Source organism: Agromyces litoreus (assembly GCF_040496015.1).
Lineage (GTDB): Bacteria > Actinomycetota > Actinomycetes > Actinomycetales > Microbacteriaceae > Agromyces > Agromyces litoreus.
Genome location: NZ_JBEPKA010000014.1, coordinates 1 through 17,040, shown reverse-complemented (window position 1 = coordinate 17,040; position 17,040 = coordinate 1). Strand labels below are relative to the sequence as shown.

The 17,040-nt window shown below is 73.3% G+C and carries 14 protein-coding genes and 1 riboswitch; of the genes, 10 read left to right on the top strand and 4 right to left on the bottom strand.

Translation table 11 applies throughout. The features are described from left to right. Window positions 1-7: 7 nt before the first annotated feature. Window positions 8-1,018, top strand: coding sequence for a tryptophan--tRNA ligase (trpS, locus tag ABME01_RS11480; RefSeq protein ID WP_353828548.1), 1,011 nt, complete (start codon window positions 8-10; stop codon window positions 1,016-1,018). Then, window positions 1,015-1,812, top strand: a complete 798-nt coding sequence (locus ABME01_RS11475) for an HAD family hydrolase (RefSeq protein ID WP_353828547.1) — start codon at window positions 1,015-1,017, stop codon at window positions 1,810-1,812. Before trpS ends, ABME01_RS11475 begins: the two co-directional genes overlap by 4 nt. A gap of 117 nt (window positions 1,813-1,929) precedes the next feature. On the opposite strand, the gene glpK is transcribed toward ABME01_RS11475, so the two are convergent. The 3 genes from glpK to ABME01_RS11460 all read right to left on the bottom strand — a co-directional run bounded on the left by glpK (window position 1,930) and on the right by ABME01_RS11460 (window position 6,156). Then, window positions 1,930-3,444 (bottom strand): glycerol kinase GlpK, encoded by a 1,515-nt coding sequence (glpK, locus tag ABME01_RS11470; RefSeq protein WP_353828546.1) that lies wholly within the window; start codon window positions 3,442-3,444, stop codon window positions 1,930-1,932. 61 nt (window positions 3,445-3,505) lie between these two features. Next, entirely contained in the window at window positions 3,506-4,279 is a 774-nt protein-coding gene (locus ABME01_RS11465) for an MIP/aquaporin family protein (RefSeq protein ID WP_353828545.1), read from the bottom strand. 131 nt (window positions 4,280-4,410) lie between these two features. Beyond that, window positions 4,411-6,156 (bottom strand): glycerol-3-phosphate dehydrogenase/oxidase, encoded by a 1,746-nt coding sequence (locus ABME01_RS11460; RefSeq protein WP_353828544.1) that lies wholly within the window; start codon window positions 6,154-6,156, stop codon window positions 4,411-4,413. A 123-nt stretch (window positions 6,157-6,279) separates the two neighbouring features. On the opposite strand from ABME01_RS11460, the gene ABME01_RS11455 reads away from it, so the two are divergent. From ABME01_RS11455 to ribH, 6 genes are all read left to right on the top strand, one after another. Continuing rightward, window positions 6,280-7,284 carry a sugar-binding transcriptional regulator gene (locus ABME01_RS11455; protein WP_436407430.1) on the top strand — a complete coding sequence of 335 codons (1,005 nt, stop codon included), beginning with the start codon at window positions 6,280-6,282 and terminating at the stop codon, window positions 7,282-7,284. 93 nt (window positions 7,285-7,377) lie between these two features. Beyond that, window positions 7,378-8,574, top strand: a complete 1,197-nt coding sequence (locus ABME01_RS11450) for a hypothetical protein (RefSeq protein ID WP_353828543.1) — start codon at window positions 7,378-7,380, stop codon at window positions 8,572-8,574. A gap of 103 nt (window positions 8,575-8,677) precedes the next feature. Continuing rightward, window positions 8,678-8,821, top strand: a riboswitch (FMN riboswitch). Window positions 8,822-8,896: 75 nt separating this feature from the next. After that, window positions 8,897-9,952, top strand: a complete 1,056-nt coding sequence (gene ribD, locus ABME01_RS11445) for a bifunctional diaminohydroxyphosphoribosylaminopyrimidine deaminase/5-amino-6-(5-phosphoribosylamino)uracil reductase RibD (protein WP_353828542.1) — start codon at window positions 8,897-8,899, stop codon at window positions 9,950-9,952. Between the two features lie 3 nt (window positions 9,953-9,955). Then, on the top strand, window positions 9,956-10,657 hold the full coding sequence (locus ABME01_RS11440; RefSeq protein WP_353828541.1) for a riboflavin synthase: 702 nt from the start codon (window positions 9,956-9,958) through the stop codon (window positions 10,655-10,657). Beyond that, window positions 10,654-11,958 (top strand): GTP cyclohydrolase II, encoded by a 1,305-nt coding sequence (ribA, locus tag ABME01_RS11435; RefSeq protein ID WP_353828540.1) that lies wholly within the window; start codon window positions 10,654-10,656, stop codon window positions 11,956-11,958. Before ABME01_RS11440 ends, ribA begins: the two co-directional genes overlap by 4 nt. Next, a complete protein-coding gene (ribH, locus tag ABME01_RS11430) occupies window positions 11,955-12,425 on the top strand; it encodes a 6,7-dimethyl-8-ribityllumazine synthase (RefSeq protein ID WP_353828539.1) in 471 nt (156 codons plus the stop codon). Before ribA ends, ribH begins: the two co-directional genes overlap by 4 nt. Here ribH and ABME01_RS11425 read toward each other — a convergent pair. Further along, complete coding sequence (locus ABME01_RS11425; RefSeq protein WP_353828538.1) at window positions 12,391-15,120, bottom strand: AMP-binding protein; 2,730 nt, start codon at window positions 15,118-15,120, stop codon at window positions 12,391-12,393. The genes ribH and ABME01_RS11425 overlap by 35 nt on opposite strands. A 186-nt stretch (window positions 15,121-15,306) precedes the next feature. On the opposite strand from ABME01_RS11425, the gene ABME01_RS11420 reads away from it, so the two are divergent. Further along, window positions 15,307-16,227, top strand: coding sequence for a pseudouridine-5'-phosphate glycosidase (locus ABME01_RS11420; RefSeq protein WP_353828537.1), 921 nt, complete (start codon window positions 15,307-15,309; stop codon window positions 16,225-16,227). Continuing rightward, a partial coding sequence (locus ABME01_RS11415; protein WP_353828536.1) for a carbohydrate kinase family protein occupies window positions 16,211-17,040 on the top strand: 830 nt, incomplete at its 3' end. The genes ABME01_RS11420 and ABME01_RS11415, both read left to right, overlap by 17 nt.

Here is a 17,040-nt window from a genome sequence, read left to right as displayed (position 1 = left end):
ACCAACGATGAACACCGCACGCCCCGTCGTCTTCTCCGGCATGCAGCCGTCGGGCGACTCGCTCCACCTCGGCAACTACCTCGGTGCCCTGGTGAACTGGGTCGCGCTCCAGGACGACCACGACCCGATCTACTGCGTCGTCGACCTGCACGCGATCACCGTCCCGCAGGACCCGGAGACGCTGCGCGCGGCGACGCGGCGCACCGCCGCGCAGTACCTCGCGGCCGGCGTCGACCCCGAGCGCTCGACCCTGTTCGTGCAGTCGCACGTGCCGGCGCACGCCGAGCTCGCCTGGGTGCTGGGCACGATGACCGGCTTCGGCGAGGCCAGCCGGATGACGCAGTTCAAGGACAAGTCCTCGCGTTTCGGGGCCGAGTCGACCACCGTCGGCCTCTTCACCTACCCGGTGCTCATGGCCGCCGACATCCTGCTCTACGGCACGCACCTGGTTCCGGTCGGCGACGACCAGCGCCAGCACCTCGAGCTCTCGCGCGACCTCGCGGGCCGGTTCAACTCGCGGTACGGCGACACGTTCGTCGTCCCCGAGGCGATGATCCCGAAGGAGTCGGCCCGCATCTACGACCTGCAGGACCCGACGGCGAAGATGTCGAAGTCGGCCTCGAGCCCGAACGGCCTGATCAACCTGATGGATGACCCGAAGGTGATCGCGAAGCGCATCCGCAGCGCGGTCACCGACACCGAGCGCGAGATCCGGTACGACCCGAAGGCCAAGCCCGGCATTGCGAACCTGCTGGACATCTACGCGACCGTCACCGGCCGCTCCATCCCGGAGCTCGAGGCCGAGTACGAGGGCCGGGGCTACGGCGACCTGAAGAAGGACCTCGCCGAGGTCGTCGTCGATCGCGTGGCCCCGATCCGCGAGCGCACGCTGGAGCTGATGCAGGATCCGGCCGAGCTCGACCGCCTGCTCGGCATCGGCGCCGACAAGGCCGCCGAGCGCGCCGAGCGCACGCTCGCGACGGTGTACGACCGCGTCGGGTTCCTGCGCCGCCGGTGACGTCGAGCGGGTCGCACGGCGAGCGCGCCTCCGGCGGGCGGATCGAGGGGCGCCCGCTCGTGCTGTTCGACCTCGACGACACGCTCATGGCGCATCGCGAGGCGGTCGCGAGCGGCATCGTGCAGCACCTGCGCGATCGCGGCTACGACGCCGACGAGACAGCGGCGCAGCGGTTCTGGCACGAGCTCGAGGAACGGCACTACCACGCCTACCTCGCGGGCGAGCTCTCGTTCGAGGAGCAGCGACGGGCGCGCGCCGCCGAGTTCGCGCTCGCGCATGGCGACGCGATCGACGACGAGGCCGCGAGCGCGTGGTTCGCGCGCTACTTCGAGCGGTACCGCGAGGCGTGGCGCCTGCACGACGACGTCGAGCCGTCGCTCGACGCGCTGGAACGGGTGCTGCCAGGGGTGCGGTTCGGCGTCATCACGAACGGCGAACCCGACTTCCAGCTGGCCAAGCTCCGGCAGCTGGGGATCGGGGTCGGCGACGCCGGGAGGATGGCGCACCTGGTCGCTTCGGGCGCCGAGGGAACGACCAAGCCCGACGCCCGCATCTTCCGCGCCGCGGTGGCACGCTTCGCGCGCGATGGCGCGGTCTCGCGCGCCGCGTACGTCGGCGACCGGCTGCGCACCGACGCCATCGGAGCGGCCGAGGCGGGACTGTTCGGCGTGTGGCTCAATCGGTCGGGCGCGCGGCCCGTCCGCCCGGACGCGGAGGATGCCGCGGCGGCCGGCGTGCACGAGATCCGCACGCTGCACGAGCTCGCGCCGCTGCTCGCCGAGCGTCTCGCCTGACGGGGTGCGGAGGTGCCGGCGGATCGGCCGCAGACGGCGCGCGCCGGGGTGCCTTCCCGTGCACCCCGGCCCGCACCGTCCACTCACCCGTGCGAGTGAGCCGGCCTTCCGACCGCGTCAGCGGACGTCGTCGTCGACCCAGTCGAGGGTCTTCGTGACGGCCTTCTTCCAGTTGCGCACGAGGCGCCCCTGCTCGGCCTCGTCCATCGACGGTTCCCAGCGACGGTCCTCCTGCCAGTTCTTGGCGAGGTCGTCGAGGTCGGTCCAGAATCCGACGGCGAGGCCGGCCGCGTACGCGGCGCCGAGCGCGGTCGTCTCGGCGACGACCGGGCGCACCACGGGCACGCCGAGGACGTCGGCCTGGAACTGCAGCAGCGTGTCGTTGGCCGTCGCACCGCCGTCGACGCGGAGTTCCGTGAGGTCGATCCCCGCATCGGCGTTCACGGCCTCCACCACGTCGCGCGTCTGGAACGCGATCGCCTCGAGTGCCGCCCGCGCGATGTGCCCCTTGTTCACGTAGCGGGTCAGGCCCACGAGCGCGCCGCGCGCATCCGGACGCCAGTACGGGGCGAAGAGCCCCGAGAAGGCGGGCACGAAGTACGCGCCGCCGTTGTCCTCGACGGACTTCGCCAGCTCCTCGACCTCCGGTGCGCTCGAGATGATGCCGAGGTTGTCGCGCAGCCACTGCACGAGCGACCCCGTCACCGCGATCGAGCCCTCGAGGGCGTAGTGCACCGGCTGGTCGCCGAGCTTGTACCCGACGGTCGTGAGCAGCCCGTTCTTCGAGTGGACGATCTCCTCGCCCGTGTTGAAGATCAGGAAGTTGCCCGTGCCGTACGTGTTCTTCGCCTCGCCGGCGTCGAAGGCCGCCTGGCCGAAGGTCGCGGCCTGCTGGTCGCCGAGGATGCCCGCGATGGGCGTCTCGCGGAGCAGGCTGGAGGACCTGACGGTGCCGTAGACCTCCGAGGAGGACTTGATCTCCGGCATCATCGAGCGCGGCACCCCGAAGATGCCGAGGATCTCGTCGTCCCACTGCAGGGTCTCGAGGTCCATGAACATCGTGCGGCTCGCGTTGGTGACATCCGTCGCGTGCACGCCGCCGTCGACGCCGCCGGTGAGGTTCCAGAGCACCCACGTGTCGGTCGTGCCGAAGATCAGGTCGCCGGCCTCCGCCTTCTCGCGCGCGCCGTCGACGTTCTCGAGGATCCACACGATCTTGGTGCCCGAGAAGTAGGTCGCGAGCGGCAGGCCGACCGTGGCCTTGAAGCGCTCGACCCCGCCGTCGGCCGCGAGGCGGTCGACGATCGGCTGGGTGCGCGTGTCCTGCCAGACGATCGCGTTGTACACGGGCTCGCCCGTCGTGCGGTCCCACACGACCGCGGTCTCGCGCTGGTTGGTGATGCCCACCGCGGCGATGTCGTGCCGGGTCAGCTCGGCCTTGCCGAGGGCCTGGCCGATCACCTCACGGGTGTTGGCCCAGATCTCCTTGGGGTCGTGTTCGACCCAGCCCGCCTTGGGGAAGATCTGCTCGTGCTCGAGCTGCCCGGTCGAGACGATCGAGCCGTGCCGGTCGAAGATGATCGCGCGCGACGAGGTCGTGCCCTGGTCGATCGCGAGGACGTAGTCGGCCATCTGAGAACTCCGTTGCTGTCAGTGATGGATGGAGGTTGGGTGACGGGGCCGGATGCCGTGCTCAGCCGAGCACCGGCAGGGCGACGAGCGCGGCCCATCCGGCGAGGACCCCGCCGATGATGGGGCCGACGACGGGCACCCAGGAGTAGCTCCAGTCGCTGCCGCCCTTGCCCGCGATCGGCAGGATCGCGTGCGCGATGCGCGGGCCCAGGTCGCGGGCCGGGTTGATCGCGTAGCCGGTCGGGCCACCGAGGGAGGCGCCGATGCCGATGACCAGCAGCGCCACGGGCAGCGCGCCGAGCGCGGCCAGGCCCGAGGCGTCGCCGTTGCGGCCGAAGCCGATGACGACGAACACCAGCACGAACGTGCCGATGATCTCGGTCACGAGGTTCCACGCGTAGCTGCGGATCGCAGGACCGGTCGAGAACACCGCGAGCTTGGTCGCCGGCTCGGGCTCCTCGTCGAAGTGCTGCTTGTACGCGAGCCACGCGACCACCGCGCCGAGGATGGCGCCGATCAACTGCGCGCCGATGAAGGTGAGCACGCTCAGCACGTTGACCGCAACCGTCGTGCCCAGGTCCGCGTTGCCGAACTCGGTCGCGCCGTTGGCGACCAGTCCGAGGGTCACGGCCGGATTGATGTGCGCGCCCGAGGCGTAGCCCACGATGACGCCGGCGAAGACCGCGAGGCCCCAGCCGATGTTCACCATCAGGAATCCGCCATTGAAGCCCTTGTTCTTCGTGAGGGCGACGTTGGCGACGACGCCGCAGCCGAGCAGCACGAGCATGGCGGTGCCGACGAGTTCCGAGAGGAACAGCACTCCGAGATTGTCCACGTTGACCTTTCCGGGTTACGGGCGGCCCTGGCCGGACCGCCGCTTCCGGGCCGGGTTCAGCCGGCCCGGAAGAAACGTACCGGCGGAATCGGCCGATCACGCGGCGATCCCCATGCACATCCGTGCAGATTTCAGGGCGTCGCGATCTCCGCGACCTCGACGCCGTGGCGCTCGGCGAGCGCGGTGCGGGCGAGCCCGACCTCCTCTCGACGCGTGGCCGCATCCCAGCCGAGGACGTCGCCCACGACCTCCGCCAGTTCGTCGAGGAGCGGCGCGGTGACCGCGCCGGTGAAGGCGAGGCTCGTGCGACGCAGCAGGACGTCCACGAGGTGCACGACGCGCTCATTGGCGACGAGCCAGGCGATCTCCTCCCGGGAGTACCCGGGGGCATCCGCGAGCGGCGTCTCGGCGGCCTCCTCGACCGCACGGATGATCAGCTCGGCGCGCGTGCCGTAGCGCTCGAGCAGCACCTCGGCCCGGTCACGACCGACGCCGTCGCCGTGGCCCACGATCCAGACGAGCCGCGCGGAATCCGTCGTCGGGTAGCCGGCGCCGCCGCCGATCGGCAGGCCCTTCGTGGATCGGATCCGGTCCCGGCCGATCAGGCCGAGCACCTCGTCCGAGAGGTGCTCGGCGAGCGCACGGAACGTCGTCCACTTGCCGCCGACGAGGCTCAGGAGCGTGGTGCCCGGCCGCTCGGCGACCTCCGAGCGCTCGATCCGGTAATCGCGGCTCACGAACCCCGGCTGCGTGTCGTCGTGGCGCGGCAGCGGCCGCACGCCCGAGAAGCGGAAGACGATCTGCGACCGCTCCACGCGGACGTCGGGGAACACGTGCGCGATGAGGTCGAGGAAGTAGTCGACCTCCTCCTCGGTGCACACGGCGGGCTCGCGCATGTCGTGCTCGAGGTCGGTCGTGCCGACCATGACGCGCCCCTTGAGCGGGTAGATGAGCACGATGCGACCGTCCGAGTGCTCGAAGAAGATCTCGCGACCGCCGGTCGCCTCGAGCAGCTCGTCGTTGTCGAGCACGATGTGCGAGCCCTTGGTCCCGCCCATGTACCGGGTCGGGCGACCGAGCTGCGCGTTCGTGAGGTCGGTCCACGGGCCCGACGTGTTGACGACGGCCTCGGCGGCCAGGTCGAACTCGCCGCCCGTGACGGCGTCGCGCACGCGCACCCCGCGGGCGCCGAGCCCGATGGCCTCGAGCCGGTTCGCGGCCCGGGCGTTCGGCCCCGCGGCGAGCCCGTCGAACAGCACGTCGAGGGCGAGGCGCTCGGGGTCGTGCATGCTCGCGTCGTAGTAGGTCGCGGTGAACCTCACGTCGGCGTTCAGTGCGGGCAGTTCCTGCAGCGAGCGCGTGCGACCGAGGAAGCGATGGCGCGGCACCGCCCCGCCGTCGCGCGAGAAGGCGTCGTAGATCGTCAGGCCGGCCTTGATGAGCGCGGCGCCGCGCTCGGAGGGCTTGCCCTGCCGATGGGTGAGGAAGCGCAGCGGCGCCGAGAGGATGCCCGAGAAGGTCGAGAAGATCGGCACGGTCGTCTGCAGCGGCCGGACGTAGTGCGGCGCGATCCTGAGGAGCCCGTTGCGCTCCTGCACCGATTCCCTCACGAGGCGGAACTCGCCGTTCTCGAGGTAGCGGATGCCGCCGTGGATCATGTGGCTGGACGCGGCCGACGCCCCGGCCACGAAGTCGTCGCGCTCGACGAGCACGACGTCGACGCCCTGGAGGGCGAGGTCGCGGAAGGTCGCGAGGCCGTTGATGCCGCCGCCGATGATCACGACCTCGGCCGTCGGGCGCGCTCGGAGCGCGGCGATCTCGGGGCGGGTGCCGTCGGCGGGAGTGGCGGGGTTCGTCGGCGAGGTGGTGGGCGACATCGCTGTCCTTTCGAGCTGGTCCCGGCGGGTTGCGGTGCGCCCCCCGCGTGTGGATGAATACATCGTGGCAGTGATGCACATCCTTGCAAGTCATATGCACATACGTGCAGGACGGAGTCCCCCATGGTCGTGACGGATGCCGCGGGGGCAGCGGGCCCCGACGAGATGCCCACGGGCAAGACCCGCGACGCCCTGCGCGCAGCCCACCTGTACTACCTGCAGGACCTCACGATGGAGGCCATCGCCCGGGAGCTGCACACCTCCAGGTCGTCGGTCTCCCGCCTGCTCAGTCATGCCCGGGCGACGGGACTGGTCGAGATCTCCATCCACTCGCCCCTCGACCTGCCGAGCCGGCTCGAGCAGGAGATCCTCGAGCGCCACGAGGTCGCCGCGCACGTCGTGCCCGTGCCCGATCACGCCAGCGACGTCGACCGGCTCGAGCGCGTCGCCCTCTCGGCTGCACGGATTCTCACTCGGTTCATCGACTCCAACCAGGCCATCGGCGTCGCCTGGGGGTCGACGATGAGCGCCATGAGCCGGCACCTCACCCCGAAGGCCACGCACAACTCCGAGATCGTGCAGCTGAACGGCGCCGGCAACCTGCGCACCACCGGGATCCTGTACGCGTCCGAGCTGCTGCGTCGCTTCGGCGACGCGTTCGGGGCACGGGTGCAGCAGTTCCCCGTGCCGGCGTTCTTCGACGACCCCGCGACCAAGCAGGCGTTCTGGCGCGAACGCAGCACCCGGCGCCTGCTCGACCTGCAGGCGTCCCTGGACGTCGCGATCTTCGGCATCGGCTCGCCGTTCGCCGAGGTGCCGAGCCACGTGTACCAGGGCGGGTACCTGGAGCGCGCGGACTACGAGGCGCTCAGCCGGGACGGCGTCGTCGGGGACGTCGCCACCGTGTTCTACCGGCAGGACGGCTCCACCGACGGCATCGCCCTGAACGAGCGCGCCACCGGTCCCGACTTCACGACGCTCCGGCACGCCCCGCGCCGGATCTGCGTCGTGAGCGGCAGGGCGAAGTTGCCCGGACTCGAGGGCGCCCTCGCGGCCGGCCTGATCACCGACCTCATCGTCGACGAGGGCACCGCGCGCCGGCTCGTGGAGGACGCTCCGGCCGCGTGATCGATCGCGACCGGTTCGTGATCCCGTCCGGCCGGCGCGCCGGGGTAGCCTGACCCGGGCGCTCGCTCGAGCCGCCCGCCGAAAGGAACACCCGTGCACGACTTCACCACCGACGACGAGCGGCGCGACGGCGCAGAGACCCCCGCGGCCGAGGCACGCGCCGCCTCGAGGCGCGGACGTGGACGCGCGGTGGCGGCCGGCCTCGCGATCACGGCGGTGATCGCCGCGTGGGCGGTCGGACACCAGGCTCTCGCCGCCGCCGCGCACGCGGAGCTCTGGCCCGCCTGGGTCGAGAGCGACGGTCGCTACGTGAAGTCGGTCACGGACTACCGCTCGACGGCGGAGCGCGGCCTGAGCGCGATCCGGCGCGGCGACGCGCTGCTCGGCATCGCGGCAGGGGACCTCGTCGACCCCGCCGACGTCGAGGCGCTCGAAGCCGAACTGGCGCTCGCGCAGTCGGTGATCGAGGACCGCCCCGCCGGCCCGGGGATCGCCGCGCTCGGATCGCCCGACCGGTTCGCACCCGCCTGGGAGCGGTACTCGGACGCCTGGCGGATGCTCGGGCTCATCCCCGAGCGCGCCGAAGCGGCCGAGCGCATCGACGACGCCCGCGACCGGGTCGCCGAACGCACGGTGGCGCTGGCCGACGCCTCGGAGCGCCTCGTCGCCGGAACCGAGGCCCGTGCGCTCGACGTGCTCGCCGCGAGCCCGTCGGCGACGCACCGCGCCCGGTTCGAGCTCGAGCAGGCCATCGACGGGCTCCGGCGCTCGTCCACGATCTCCTCGGGCAGCGGAGACCGCTACGAGGAGCTGGCGAACGCGGTCGACGAGGTCCGCGCCTCGAACGACGCCGAGCTCGCGCGCCTGGCCGAGCATCCCGTGCGCGCGGAGATCGAGGACTTCGCCCGATCCATCTCGTTCGACGTGCCGTTCGACACCGAGTGGGCCGACGAGGTCGGCGGCTACTCCAGTGCCGAGTACTACTCCGGCACCGTCGAGTTCCCCCAGGACGGCGCGAGTTGGGGCCTGATGTCCCTCACGTTCAGCATCGAGGACGCCTGGTCGTGGGACGAGAACGCGAAGGCGGTCGTCGTGCACGAGGTCGGCCACCTGCAGGCGCTACGCGAGGAGTGCCTCGCGATCCTGACCGGAGACCAGTTCGCGGGCGACCACGAGACGTGGGCGACCGCGTGGGCGATCTCGATGGGATACGACCTGCCGGGCGCGGGCATCGAGCCCTACGGCCGGCCGACCGACGCGCAGGTCGCGGCCGCCGAGGGCTGCCGCTGAGCCCTGACGGACTGCCGTCCGGGGCGGTCCGCCGGGGCCGCCCGAGGCCCGTCGGGCCGGGGAATACCGGACGCCCTCGCGCGTTGTCCTAGAATCGAGACACAACGTGCTCCGGGGTCGGTGCAAGTCCGAACCGGCGGTGAAAGTCCGCGAGCCGCGAGCGCGTGACCGTCCGGTCGCGCGCGAACGGTTGAACCGGTGGAACTCCGGTACCGACGGTGAAAGTCCGGATGGGAGGCAGCACGGGTCGGCGGCGCCCTGCGCGGTCGACGGATCCGGCGCTGCCGGGACGCCCCGGAGCCTGGAAGGCAGGCGACAGGCGATGACCACGGTCACGCGAGCGGCGACCGATGCCGCTGCGATGCGCCGAGCGCTCGGGCTGGCCGAACGCGGACCGGCGAGGGGCGTGAATCCCCGGGTGGGCTGCGTCATCCTCTCCCCCGCGGGCGACGTGCTCGCCGAGGGCTGGCACCGCGGCGCCGGGACCCCGCACGCCGAGGTCGACGCGCTCGCGAAGGTCGGAGACGACGGGGCGCGCGGTGCGACGGCGGTGGTGACCCTCGAGCCGTGCAACCACACCGGGAGGACCGGCCCGTGCTCGGCGGCGCTGATCGACGCGGGGATCGCCCGCGTGGTGTACGCGGTCGACGATCCGGGTCGGCACTCGGCCGGCGGGGCGCGCACGCTCCGCGATGCGGGCGTGGAGGTGACCTCGGGCGTGCTCGCGGACGAGGTCGAGGCGTTCCTCGAGGACTGGCTGTTCGCGGCGCGCGAGCGGCGGCCGCGCATCACCGTCAAGTGGGCGTCGAGCCTCGACGGACGCGCCGCCGCAGCCGACGGCACGAGCCGGTGGATCACCGGCCCCCACGCGCGCGCCGACGTGCACCGCCGCCGCGCGGCGGCGGACGCGATCGCCGTCGGCACCGGCACCGTCCTCGCCGACGACCCCGCGCTCACGGCGCGGGACGACGACGGCGCGCTCCTCGGACACCAGCCGATCCCGGTCGTCTTCGGGCGACGGCCCATCCCGGTCGGCGCCGCGCTCCTGCGCCATCCGCACGAGCCGGTGGTGCTCGCGGGCGCCGACCTCGCCGACGACCTCGAGCAGCTGCAGCGGCGCGGCATCCGGTCGTTGTTCGTCGAGGGCGGCCCGACGCTCGCGAGCGCGTTCCTCGCGGCCGGGTTCGCCGACGACCTGCTCGTGTACCTCGCCCCCGCCCTCATCGGCGGGCCGCGCACGGCGATCGGCGACCTCGGGGTCGCCACGATCTCCGACGCGCTGCGACTGCACCTCACCGACGTGGTGCGGCTCGGCGACGACCTGCTCGTCGTCGCCCGGCCCGTGCACCCCGAGACCGACACCCGAGAGAGGGCCTGACACATGTTCACCGGAATCATCGAGGAACTCGGCGAGGTCACGCGCGTCGAACCGCGCGCGGACGTCGTGCGCGTCACCGTGCGCGGGCCGAAGGTCGTCGAGGGCGTGCACCACGGCGACTCGATCGCGGTCTCCGGCGTGTGCCTGACCGTGGTCGACGCCGACGCCGAGTCGTTCAGCGCCGACGTCATGGCGCAGACGCTCGCGATGTCGACGCTCGACGCGGTGGCCGAGGGCCGGCGCGTCAACCTCGAGCGCGCGGCGCTCGTCGGCGACCGCCTGGGCGGTCACATCGTGCAGGGACACGTCGACGGGACCGCCGAGGTGTTGCAGGTCACGCCCGGTGAGGCGTGGAGCGTCGTCCGGTTCTCACTCCCGGCACCGCTCGCGGCCCTCGTCGTCGACAAGGGCTCGATCGCGGTCGACGGCGTCTCACTCACCGTGAGCGCGCTCGGCGACGACCCGGACGGATCGTGGTTCGAGGTCTCGCTCATCCCCGAGACGCTCGCGGCGACGACGCTCGGCTCGCTCGGACCGGGCGATCGCGTCAACCTCGAGACCGACGTGCTCGCACGCCACGTGCAGCGGATGCTGCGCCTGGACGCGCACCGCGCACTGCCCTCGTCGCTCGCCGAGCCGGGCGGTCCGGAGTGGGAGGTGGGCGCCGGCGACCCGGCGTCGATCGGATTCGGAGGAGACCGATGAGCCTGGCGACGATCCCAGAGGTCCTGGCGGCGCTCCGCGCGGGCACGCCCGTGATCGTGGCAGACGACGAGGCGCGCGAGAACGAGGGCGACGCCATCATGGCGGCCGAGTTCGCCACGCGCGAGTGGATCGCGTGGATGGTCCGCAACACGAGCGGCTACCTCTGCGCGCCGATGCCCAACACCGTGGCGGACCGCCTCGGCCTTCCCCTCATGGTCGAGCGCAACGAAGACGCGCGAGGGACCGCCTACACCGTGTCCGTCGACGCGGCGGACCGCACGTCGACCGGGATCTCCGCATCCGACCGGGCCCACACGCTCCGGGTGCTCGCGGACCCGGGCTCCACGCCCGACCGACTCATCCGGCCCGGCCACATCCTTCCGCTGCGCGCCGTCGACGGCGGCGTGCGCGAACGCGGCGGGCACACCGAGGCCGCCGTCGACCTCATGCGACTCGCGGGGCTCTCCCCCGTCGGCGTGATCGGCGAACTCGTCGCCGACGACGGCGAGATGATGCGGCTGCCCGGCCTCATCGAGCTCGGCGAGCGCGAGGGCCTGCCGGTCACGACCGTGGCGGCGCTCGTCGACTGGCTGCGCGAGCACCACGACGGCCACGACCTGGCGCAGGGCGAGTCCCCGACGCCGATCGACGAGTCCCCGCGCGTGCGCTTCGAGGTCGAGACGAACCTGCCGACCGTGCACGGCACGTTCCGCGTCCGCGCCTACCGCGACAACAACACGGGTGCCGACCACCTGGCGATCATCGCCGGCGACCCGGCCTCCGACCCGGCGGGCGCGATCGCGCGGGTGCACTCCGAGTGCCTCACGGGCGAGGCGATCGGCTCGCTCAAGTGCGAGTGCGGACCGCAGCTCGACACGGCCCTCGCGACGATCGCCGAGCGCGGCGGGGTCGTGGTCTACCTCCGCGGCCACGAGGGCCGCGGCATCGGGCTGATCAACAAGCTGCGTGCGTACCGCCTGCAGGAGGGCGGACTCGACACGCTCGACGCGAACCTGGCGCTCGGCCTGCCGATCGACGCGCGCGACTACACTGCGGCGAGCGCCATCCTCGACGACCTGGGCGTCGATCGGGTGCGGCTGCTGACGAACAACCCGGAGAAGGTGCGCCAGCTCGAGGCGCACGGCATCCGGGTCGCCGACCGGATCCCGCTCGTCGTGGGCGTCGGCGCGGTGAACCACGAGTACCTCGAGACCAAGCGGACCCGCATGGGCCACGCCATCGACGACGCGCAGCTGACCGATGCGGCTGCGGACGAACTCCTGAGAGGACATGCATCATGAGCGGAGCCGGATCCCCTGAACTCGAGGTCGACGGCCGCGGCCTGCGCGTCGTCGTCGTCGCCGGAAGCTGGCACGACGAGATCACCAACGGCCTGATCGCGGGCGCCACGCGCACGCTCGAGGCGGCCGGCGCCGACTACGACCTCGTGCGCGTGCCCGGCAGCTTCGAGCTGCCGGTCGCCGCGAAGGCGGCCCTCGACGCCGGAGCCGACGCCGTCGTGGCGCTCGGCGTGATCATCCGCGGCGGCACGCCGCACTTCGAGTACGTCTCGTCGGCCGCGACCGACGGCCTCACGCGCGTCGCGCTGGACACCGGCAAGCCGGTGGGCTTCGGCGTGCTCACGCTCGACGACGAGCAGCAGGGCCTCGACCGGGCGGGACTGCCGGGATCGAAGGAGGACAAGGGGCGGGAGGCCAGCGAGGCCGCGATCGTCACCGCGCGGCTGCTGGCGCGCCTGCGCGGCTGAGTCGCCGTCGTCGAGAGCGGAGCCATCCGGTCGCGCGGCCCCACGCCCACCACACGGCGAGGCCGAGGGCGAAGGAGGCGACGATCGCCAGCGGCGGCGACACCTCCTCGACCTGCGGGTACACCTGCCAGTGCGTGAGGTAGACGAACATCGACGCCGACGCCACGGTGCCGAGGGCACCGGCGATCGCCGCGGGAACCGGGATGCTGCGGGCCCAGACCAGCAGCAGGATGCCGCCGAGCACGATGCCCTCCCGCACCGGTTCGCCGAAGAAGCCGGGGATGGTCGCGACGGCGACGAGCGTCGCGACCACGCGACGCCGGGTCGTGTCGGACCGCGCGACCAGCCAGCCGAGCGCGATGAGCCACGCGATGGCCGGGAGCGCGTAGCGCATCGGCGACAAGGGCGTGATCCCGCCCGACACGACGTAGCGCAGCACGAGCGCGGCGCCGAGCGCGACCGCGGCGAACGCGTACGGGTGGCGCCGCTCGAGGGCGTCGGCCCGGGGGATCGCGAACACGGCGGCGAGCACGGCGATCGACCAGACGAGCGCCTCGAGGAACCAGAAGCGCCACTGGTCGCTCCACGCCTCGGCGCCCGGCACCAGCCAGTTCGACAGCAGCACCGTGGTCGGGTCGTAGCTGCGGGCGATGAGCGCGACCCCGCCGATCCAGAGGACCGCCGGCACGGCGATCGCGCCCACGCTCCGGAGCAGGCCGCGCACGCGCGCACGACGAGCGCTCCCGGCGTCGCCCGCCCGGGGCACGCCGCCCGACAGGCGGAACCGCGCGAGGTTGAAGCCGGCGACCGCGAGCAGCAGGTGCGCCCCGCCCTTGAGCTGGACGACGTCGGCGTGCGTCGCGACGACGAGCACGATCGCGACGGCGCGCAGCACGACGGAGGTCTCGAGGCGTGCCCAGCGCCGGCGCGCCCGACCCGCCGGCACGGCGGGCGGCGCATCGCCCTCGACCCGCGGGCCCCGGCCGGCATGGACGGGCGCTTCCGCGGACGCGGGCTCCGGCGCCGCGCGGAGGGTGCCGCCCGCGCGCTCGCTGCCGAGGGCCGCCAGGTCGCGGATGGTGCGACCGGGCCAGTCCGTCGGCAGCTCGCCGATGCGCTCCTCGAGCCGGATGGCGAGCTCGACGTAGTTCAGCGAGTCGCCGTCGAGGGAGCCGAAGGTGTCATCCGCCGTGGCGTCCGGCCGGCCGAGCAGCTCGGCGAAGAGGTCGCGCAGGTCGGCCGTCGCCTCGCCCGCGGACGTCGCGGACGCGGGCCGCGCGGCGTCCGGCGCGGCCGGGGACGCGGCGCCGGCCAGGAGTGCGGCGTGCGCCCGCAGCGCGGCGTGGTCGGGCTTGCCGTTGGAGGTACGTGGGAACTCGGCGATGACGCGGACGTCGAACGCGCGGCCGGGCAGGCCCGTGTGCGCGGCGATCGTGCCCCGGGCCGCCGCGACGAGGCGGTCGTGGGCGACGAAGGCGACGAGCCGCTCGTCGAGCGCCACGGTGCGGGCCTCGATGCCGTCCTCGGCGAGGCGACGCTCGATCCGGTCGAGGTCGAGCCGCAGGCCGTAGCTCTTGACGAAGCGGCTGAGGCGTCCCGTGAGCTCCAGCAGGCCGTCGGGCCGCCGCCGGGCGAGGTCGCCGGTGCGCAACTCGTCCAGCTCCGCCCCGCGCGCGAGGTCCGCCGGCGTCTCGGCGTAGCCCATCATGACGTTCGGGCCGGCGTAGACGAGCTCGCCCTCGCCCCCGCCTTCGCCGACGGACTCGTCGATGCGGAACGACCCTCCCGGGACGGGCACGCCGATCGCGCCGGCCGCGGACTCGGCGAGCGCGGGCGGCAGGTACGCCATCCGCGCCGTCGCCTCGGTCTGGCCGTACATGACGAACAGCTCGAACCCGCGTTCGCGCCCCAGGCCGGCGAGGGCGCGCACGCGCTCGGGCGCGAGGCGTCCACCGGCCTGGGTGACGTAGCGGAGGTCGGGCAGCTCGCGGCTCGCGAAGTCGGTCGCCTCGAGCAGCTCGTAGGTGTAGGGCACGCCGGCGAACGACGTGGCCCCGAGCTCGGCGAACTCGTCCCAGAACTCGGGCTCGACGACCGAGCGGTCGGTGAGCAGCAGGCTCCCGCCCGCGACGAGGTGGCTGTTCACGACGGACAATCCGTAGCAGTACGCCGGCGGGAGCGTCGTGGCGGCCCGATCGGCGGGAGTGAGGGCGAGGTACTGCGCGATGCTGCGCGCGTTCGCGAGCACGTTGGCACGGGACAGCCGAACGAGCTTGGGCGACCCGGTGGACCCGGACGTGCTGGCGAGCAGTGCGAGCTCCGGATGGAACTCGTGCGCGCTGCCGGGTCCGGCGTCCGCGATCTCGACGCCCGACTCGTCCGCGTGCGCGACGACGTCGGGCAGGTAGCCGGCGACGAGTGCGTCGCGCGCCGCCGAGTCGAGCCCCGGCGGAAGCACGAGCACCGGGTGACCCGCGGCGAGCGCGGCGAGGTACGTGACCACGCTCTCGACCGTGTTCGATCCGGAGAGGAACACCAGGCGCCGCCCGCCGCCGAGGGCGATGCGCCGCTCGTCGACCCGGGCCCGCAGCTCGGCGTAGTCGACCTGCGCCTCCGGCGTGACCAGCGCGGGTGCACCGGGGTCGCCGCCGAGCAGGTCGAGCGCGGGCTCGGTCCTGGTCAGGAGCATCGGCATGGCGGGATCCGGGAGGTCGCGGGTGGATCGGTGCCCGTCGCGATCGACGGGAAGGTAAGGCTTACCTTACGCGAAGGGACCGGCGGCGTCGAAATCGGACGATCGGCTCCCCTCGGGCGCGCGGCGGCTCCGGCGCGCACCCGTGCCCGGTCCCACGAGCGTGCAGACCGGCATAGCATGAGGCCCATGCCAGCCGCCGCCGTCCCCGCCCTCAGGGTGGCGGACCGCGTGCGCGCAGCGGTCGAGGCAGGGCGACCCGTGCTCGCCCTCGAGTCGACCATCCTGACGCACGGACTGCCGAGCCCGCGCAACCTCGAGGTCGGGCTGGCGACCGAGGCCGCCGTGCGGCGTACCGGGGTGGAGCCGGCGACGATCGGCGTCGTCGGCGGCGTCGCGACGGTGGGCCTGGACGAGCACGAGATCGAGCGGCTGTGCACCGCCCGGGGCGTGGCGAAGGCGAGCACGCGCGACCTGCCCGTGGCGCGCGCGGCCGGGCTCGACGCGGGCACGACCGTCGCCGCGACCGCGTGGCTCGCGCACCGCGCCGGCATCCGCGTCTTCTCGACGGGCGGGCTCGGCGGCGTGCACCGCGGCGCGGGCGCGACGTTCGACGAGTCGGCCGATCTCCCCGCACTCGCCGCGACGCCGATCGTGGTCGTCAGCGCCGGGGTGAAGTCGATCCTCGACGTCGGCGCGACCCTCGAACGCCTCGAGACGCTCGGCATCACCGTCGTCGGCTACCGGACCGACCGCTTCCCGGGATTCACGCTCGCCGACTCGGGCTTCCCGGTGCCGTCGCGTGTCGACTCGGCGGCGGAGGCCGCCGCGGTGGCGCTCGCCCGCGACGAACTCGGGCTCGACGCCGCCGTCCTCGTCGCCAACCCGGTGCCCGAGTCCGAGCAGCTCGACCCGGAACTGCACGACCGGGTGCTCGCCGAGGCGCTGGCCGCGGCGGAGGCCGGCGGCGTCACCGGCCATGACACGACCCCGTTCCTGCTCGACTTCGTGCAGCGGGCGACCGGCGGGCGCAGCCTCGAGGCGAACCTCGCCGTCTACCGCGGGAACGCCCGGCTCGGTGCGGAGATCGCGCGTGCACTCGCCGGCTGAGTCGGGCGCGCTCGTCGTCGTCGGCGACCTCCTCGAGGACATCGTCGTCTGGGCGACCGAGCCCATCCGCGCGGCCACGGACTCCGCGGCGCAGGTGTTCCGTTCCCGAGGGGGCAGCGCCGCGAACGTCGCCGCCCATGCCGCGTCGCGCACGCCGACGCGGTTCATCGGGCGCGTCGGCGACGATGCCGCGGGCGTCGCGCTCGTGACGGCGCTGGCCGCGGCCGGCGTCGACGTGCGCGTCCAGCGCGCCGGGCGCACGGGCGCGGTCGTGGTCGTCGTCGCGCCCGACGGCGAGCGCACCATGTTCCCCGACCGCGCGTCGGCGGCCGACCTCGCCGAGGTCGAGCCCGGCTGGCTCGACGGGATCGCCTGGCTGCACCTGCCCTGCTACGGCCTCGAGCACGAGCCCATGCGGAGCGAGCTGCACCGGCTCGCGGCGCTCGCCGGGCGCCGCGGCGCGCGCAGCTCGGTCGACGCCTCCTCGACCGGGCTGATCGAGGGCCTCGGCGTCGAGCGGGTCCGGGGCTGGATCGCCGACCTCGCGCCGGACGTGCTCTTCGCGAACGGGAGCGAGGCGGCGCTGCTCGGCATCGCCGGCGGCGGCGACGCGGCCGTCCCGCTCGCGGGAACCGTGGTGATCAAGCACGGACCGGACCCGACGGAGGTATACGAGACCGGCGAGCTCGCCGCCCGGGTCCCGGTTCCGCCGGTCGCGGGGGTCCGCGACCTCACCGGTGCGGGCGACGCGTTCGCGGCGGGTTGGCTCGCGGCCAGGATCGGCGGGGCGGATGCCACGGCGGCCTGCGTCGC

Bases quoted from the DNA above. Each gene is read 5' to 3' on its own strand.
- trpS (WP_353828548.1), top strand. From the start codon at position 8: ATGAACACCGCACGCCCCGTCGTCTTCTCCGGCATGCAGCCGTCGGGC.
- ABME01_RS11420 (WP_353828537.1), top strand. From the start codon at position 15,307: ATGCCAGCCGCCGCCGTCCCCGCCCTCAGGGTGGCGGACCGCGTGCGC.
- ABME01_RS11440 (WP_353828541.1), top strand. From the start codon at position 9,956: ATGTTCACCGGAATCATCGAGGAACTCGGCGAGGTCACGCGCGTCGAA.
- ABME01_RS11425 (WP_353828538.1), bottom strand. From the start codon at position 15,120: ATGCCGATGCTCCTGACCAGGACCGAGCCCGCGCTCGACCTGCTCGGC.
- ribH (WP_353828539.1), top strand. From the start codon at position 11,955: ATGAGCGGAGCCGGATCCCCTGAACTCGAGGTCGACGGCCGCGGCCTG.
- ribA (WP_353828540.1), top strand. From the start codon at position 10,654: ATGAGCCTGGCGACGATCCCAGAGGTCCTGGCGGCGCTCCGCGCGGGC.
- ABME01_RS11455 (WP_436407430.1), top strand. From the start codon at position 6,280: ATGGTCGTGACGGATGCCGCGGGGGCAGCGGGCCCCGACGAGATGCCC.
- ABME01_RS11460 (WP_353828544.1), bottom strand. From the start codon at position 6,156: ATGTCGCCCACCACCTCGCCGACGAACCCCGCCACTCCCGCCGACGGC.
- glpK (WP_353828546.1), bottom strand. From the start codon at position 3,444: ATGGCCGACTACGTCCTCGCGATCGACCAGGGCACGACCTCGTCGCGC.
- ribD (WP_353828542.1), top strand. From the start codon at position 8,897: ATGACCACGGTCACGCGAGCGGCGACCGATGCCGCTGCGATGCGCCGA.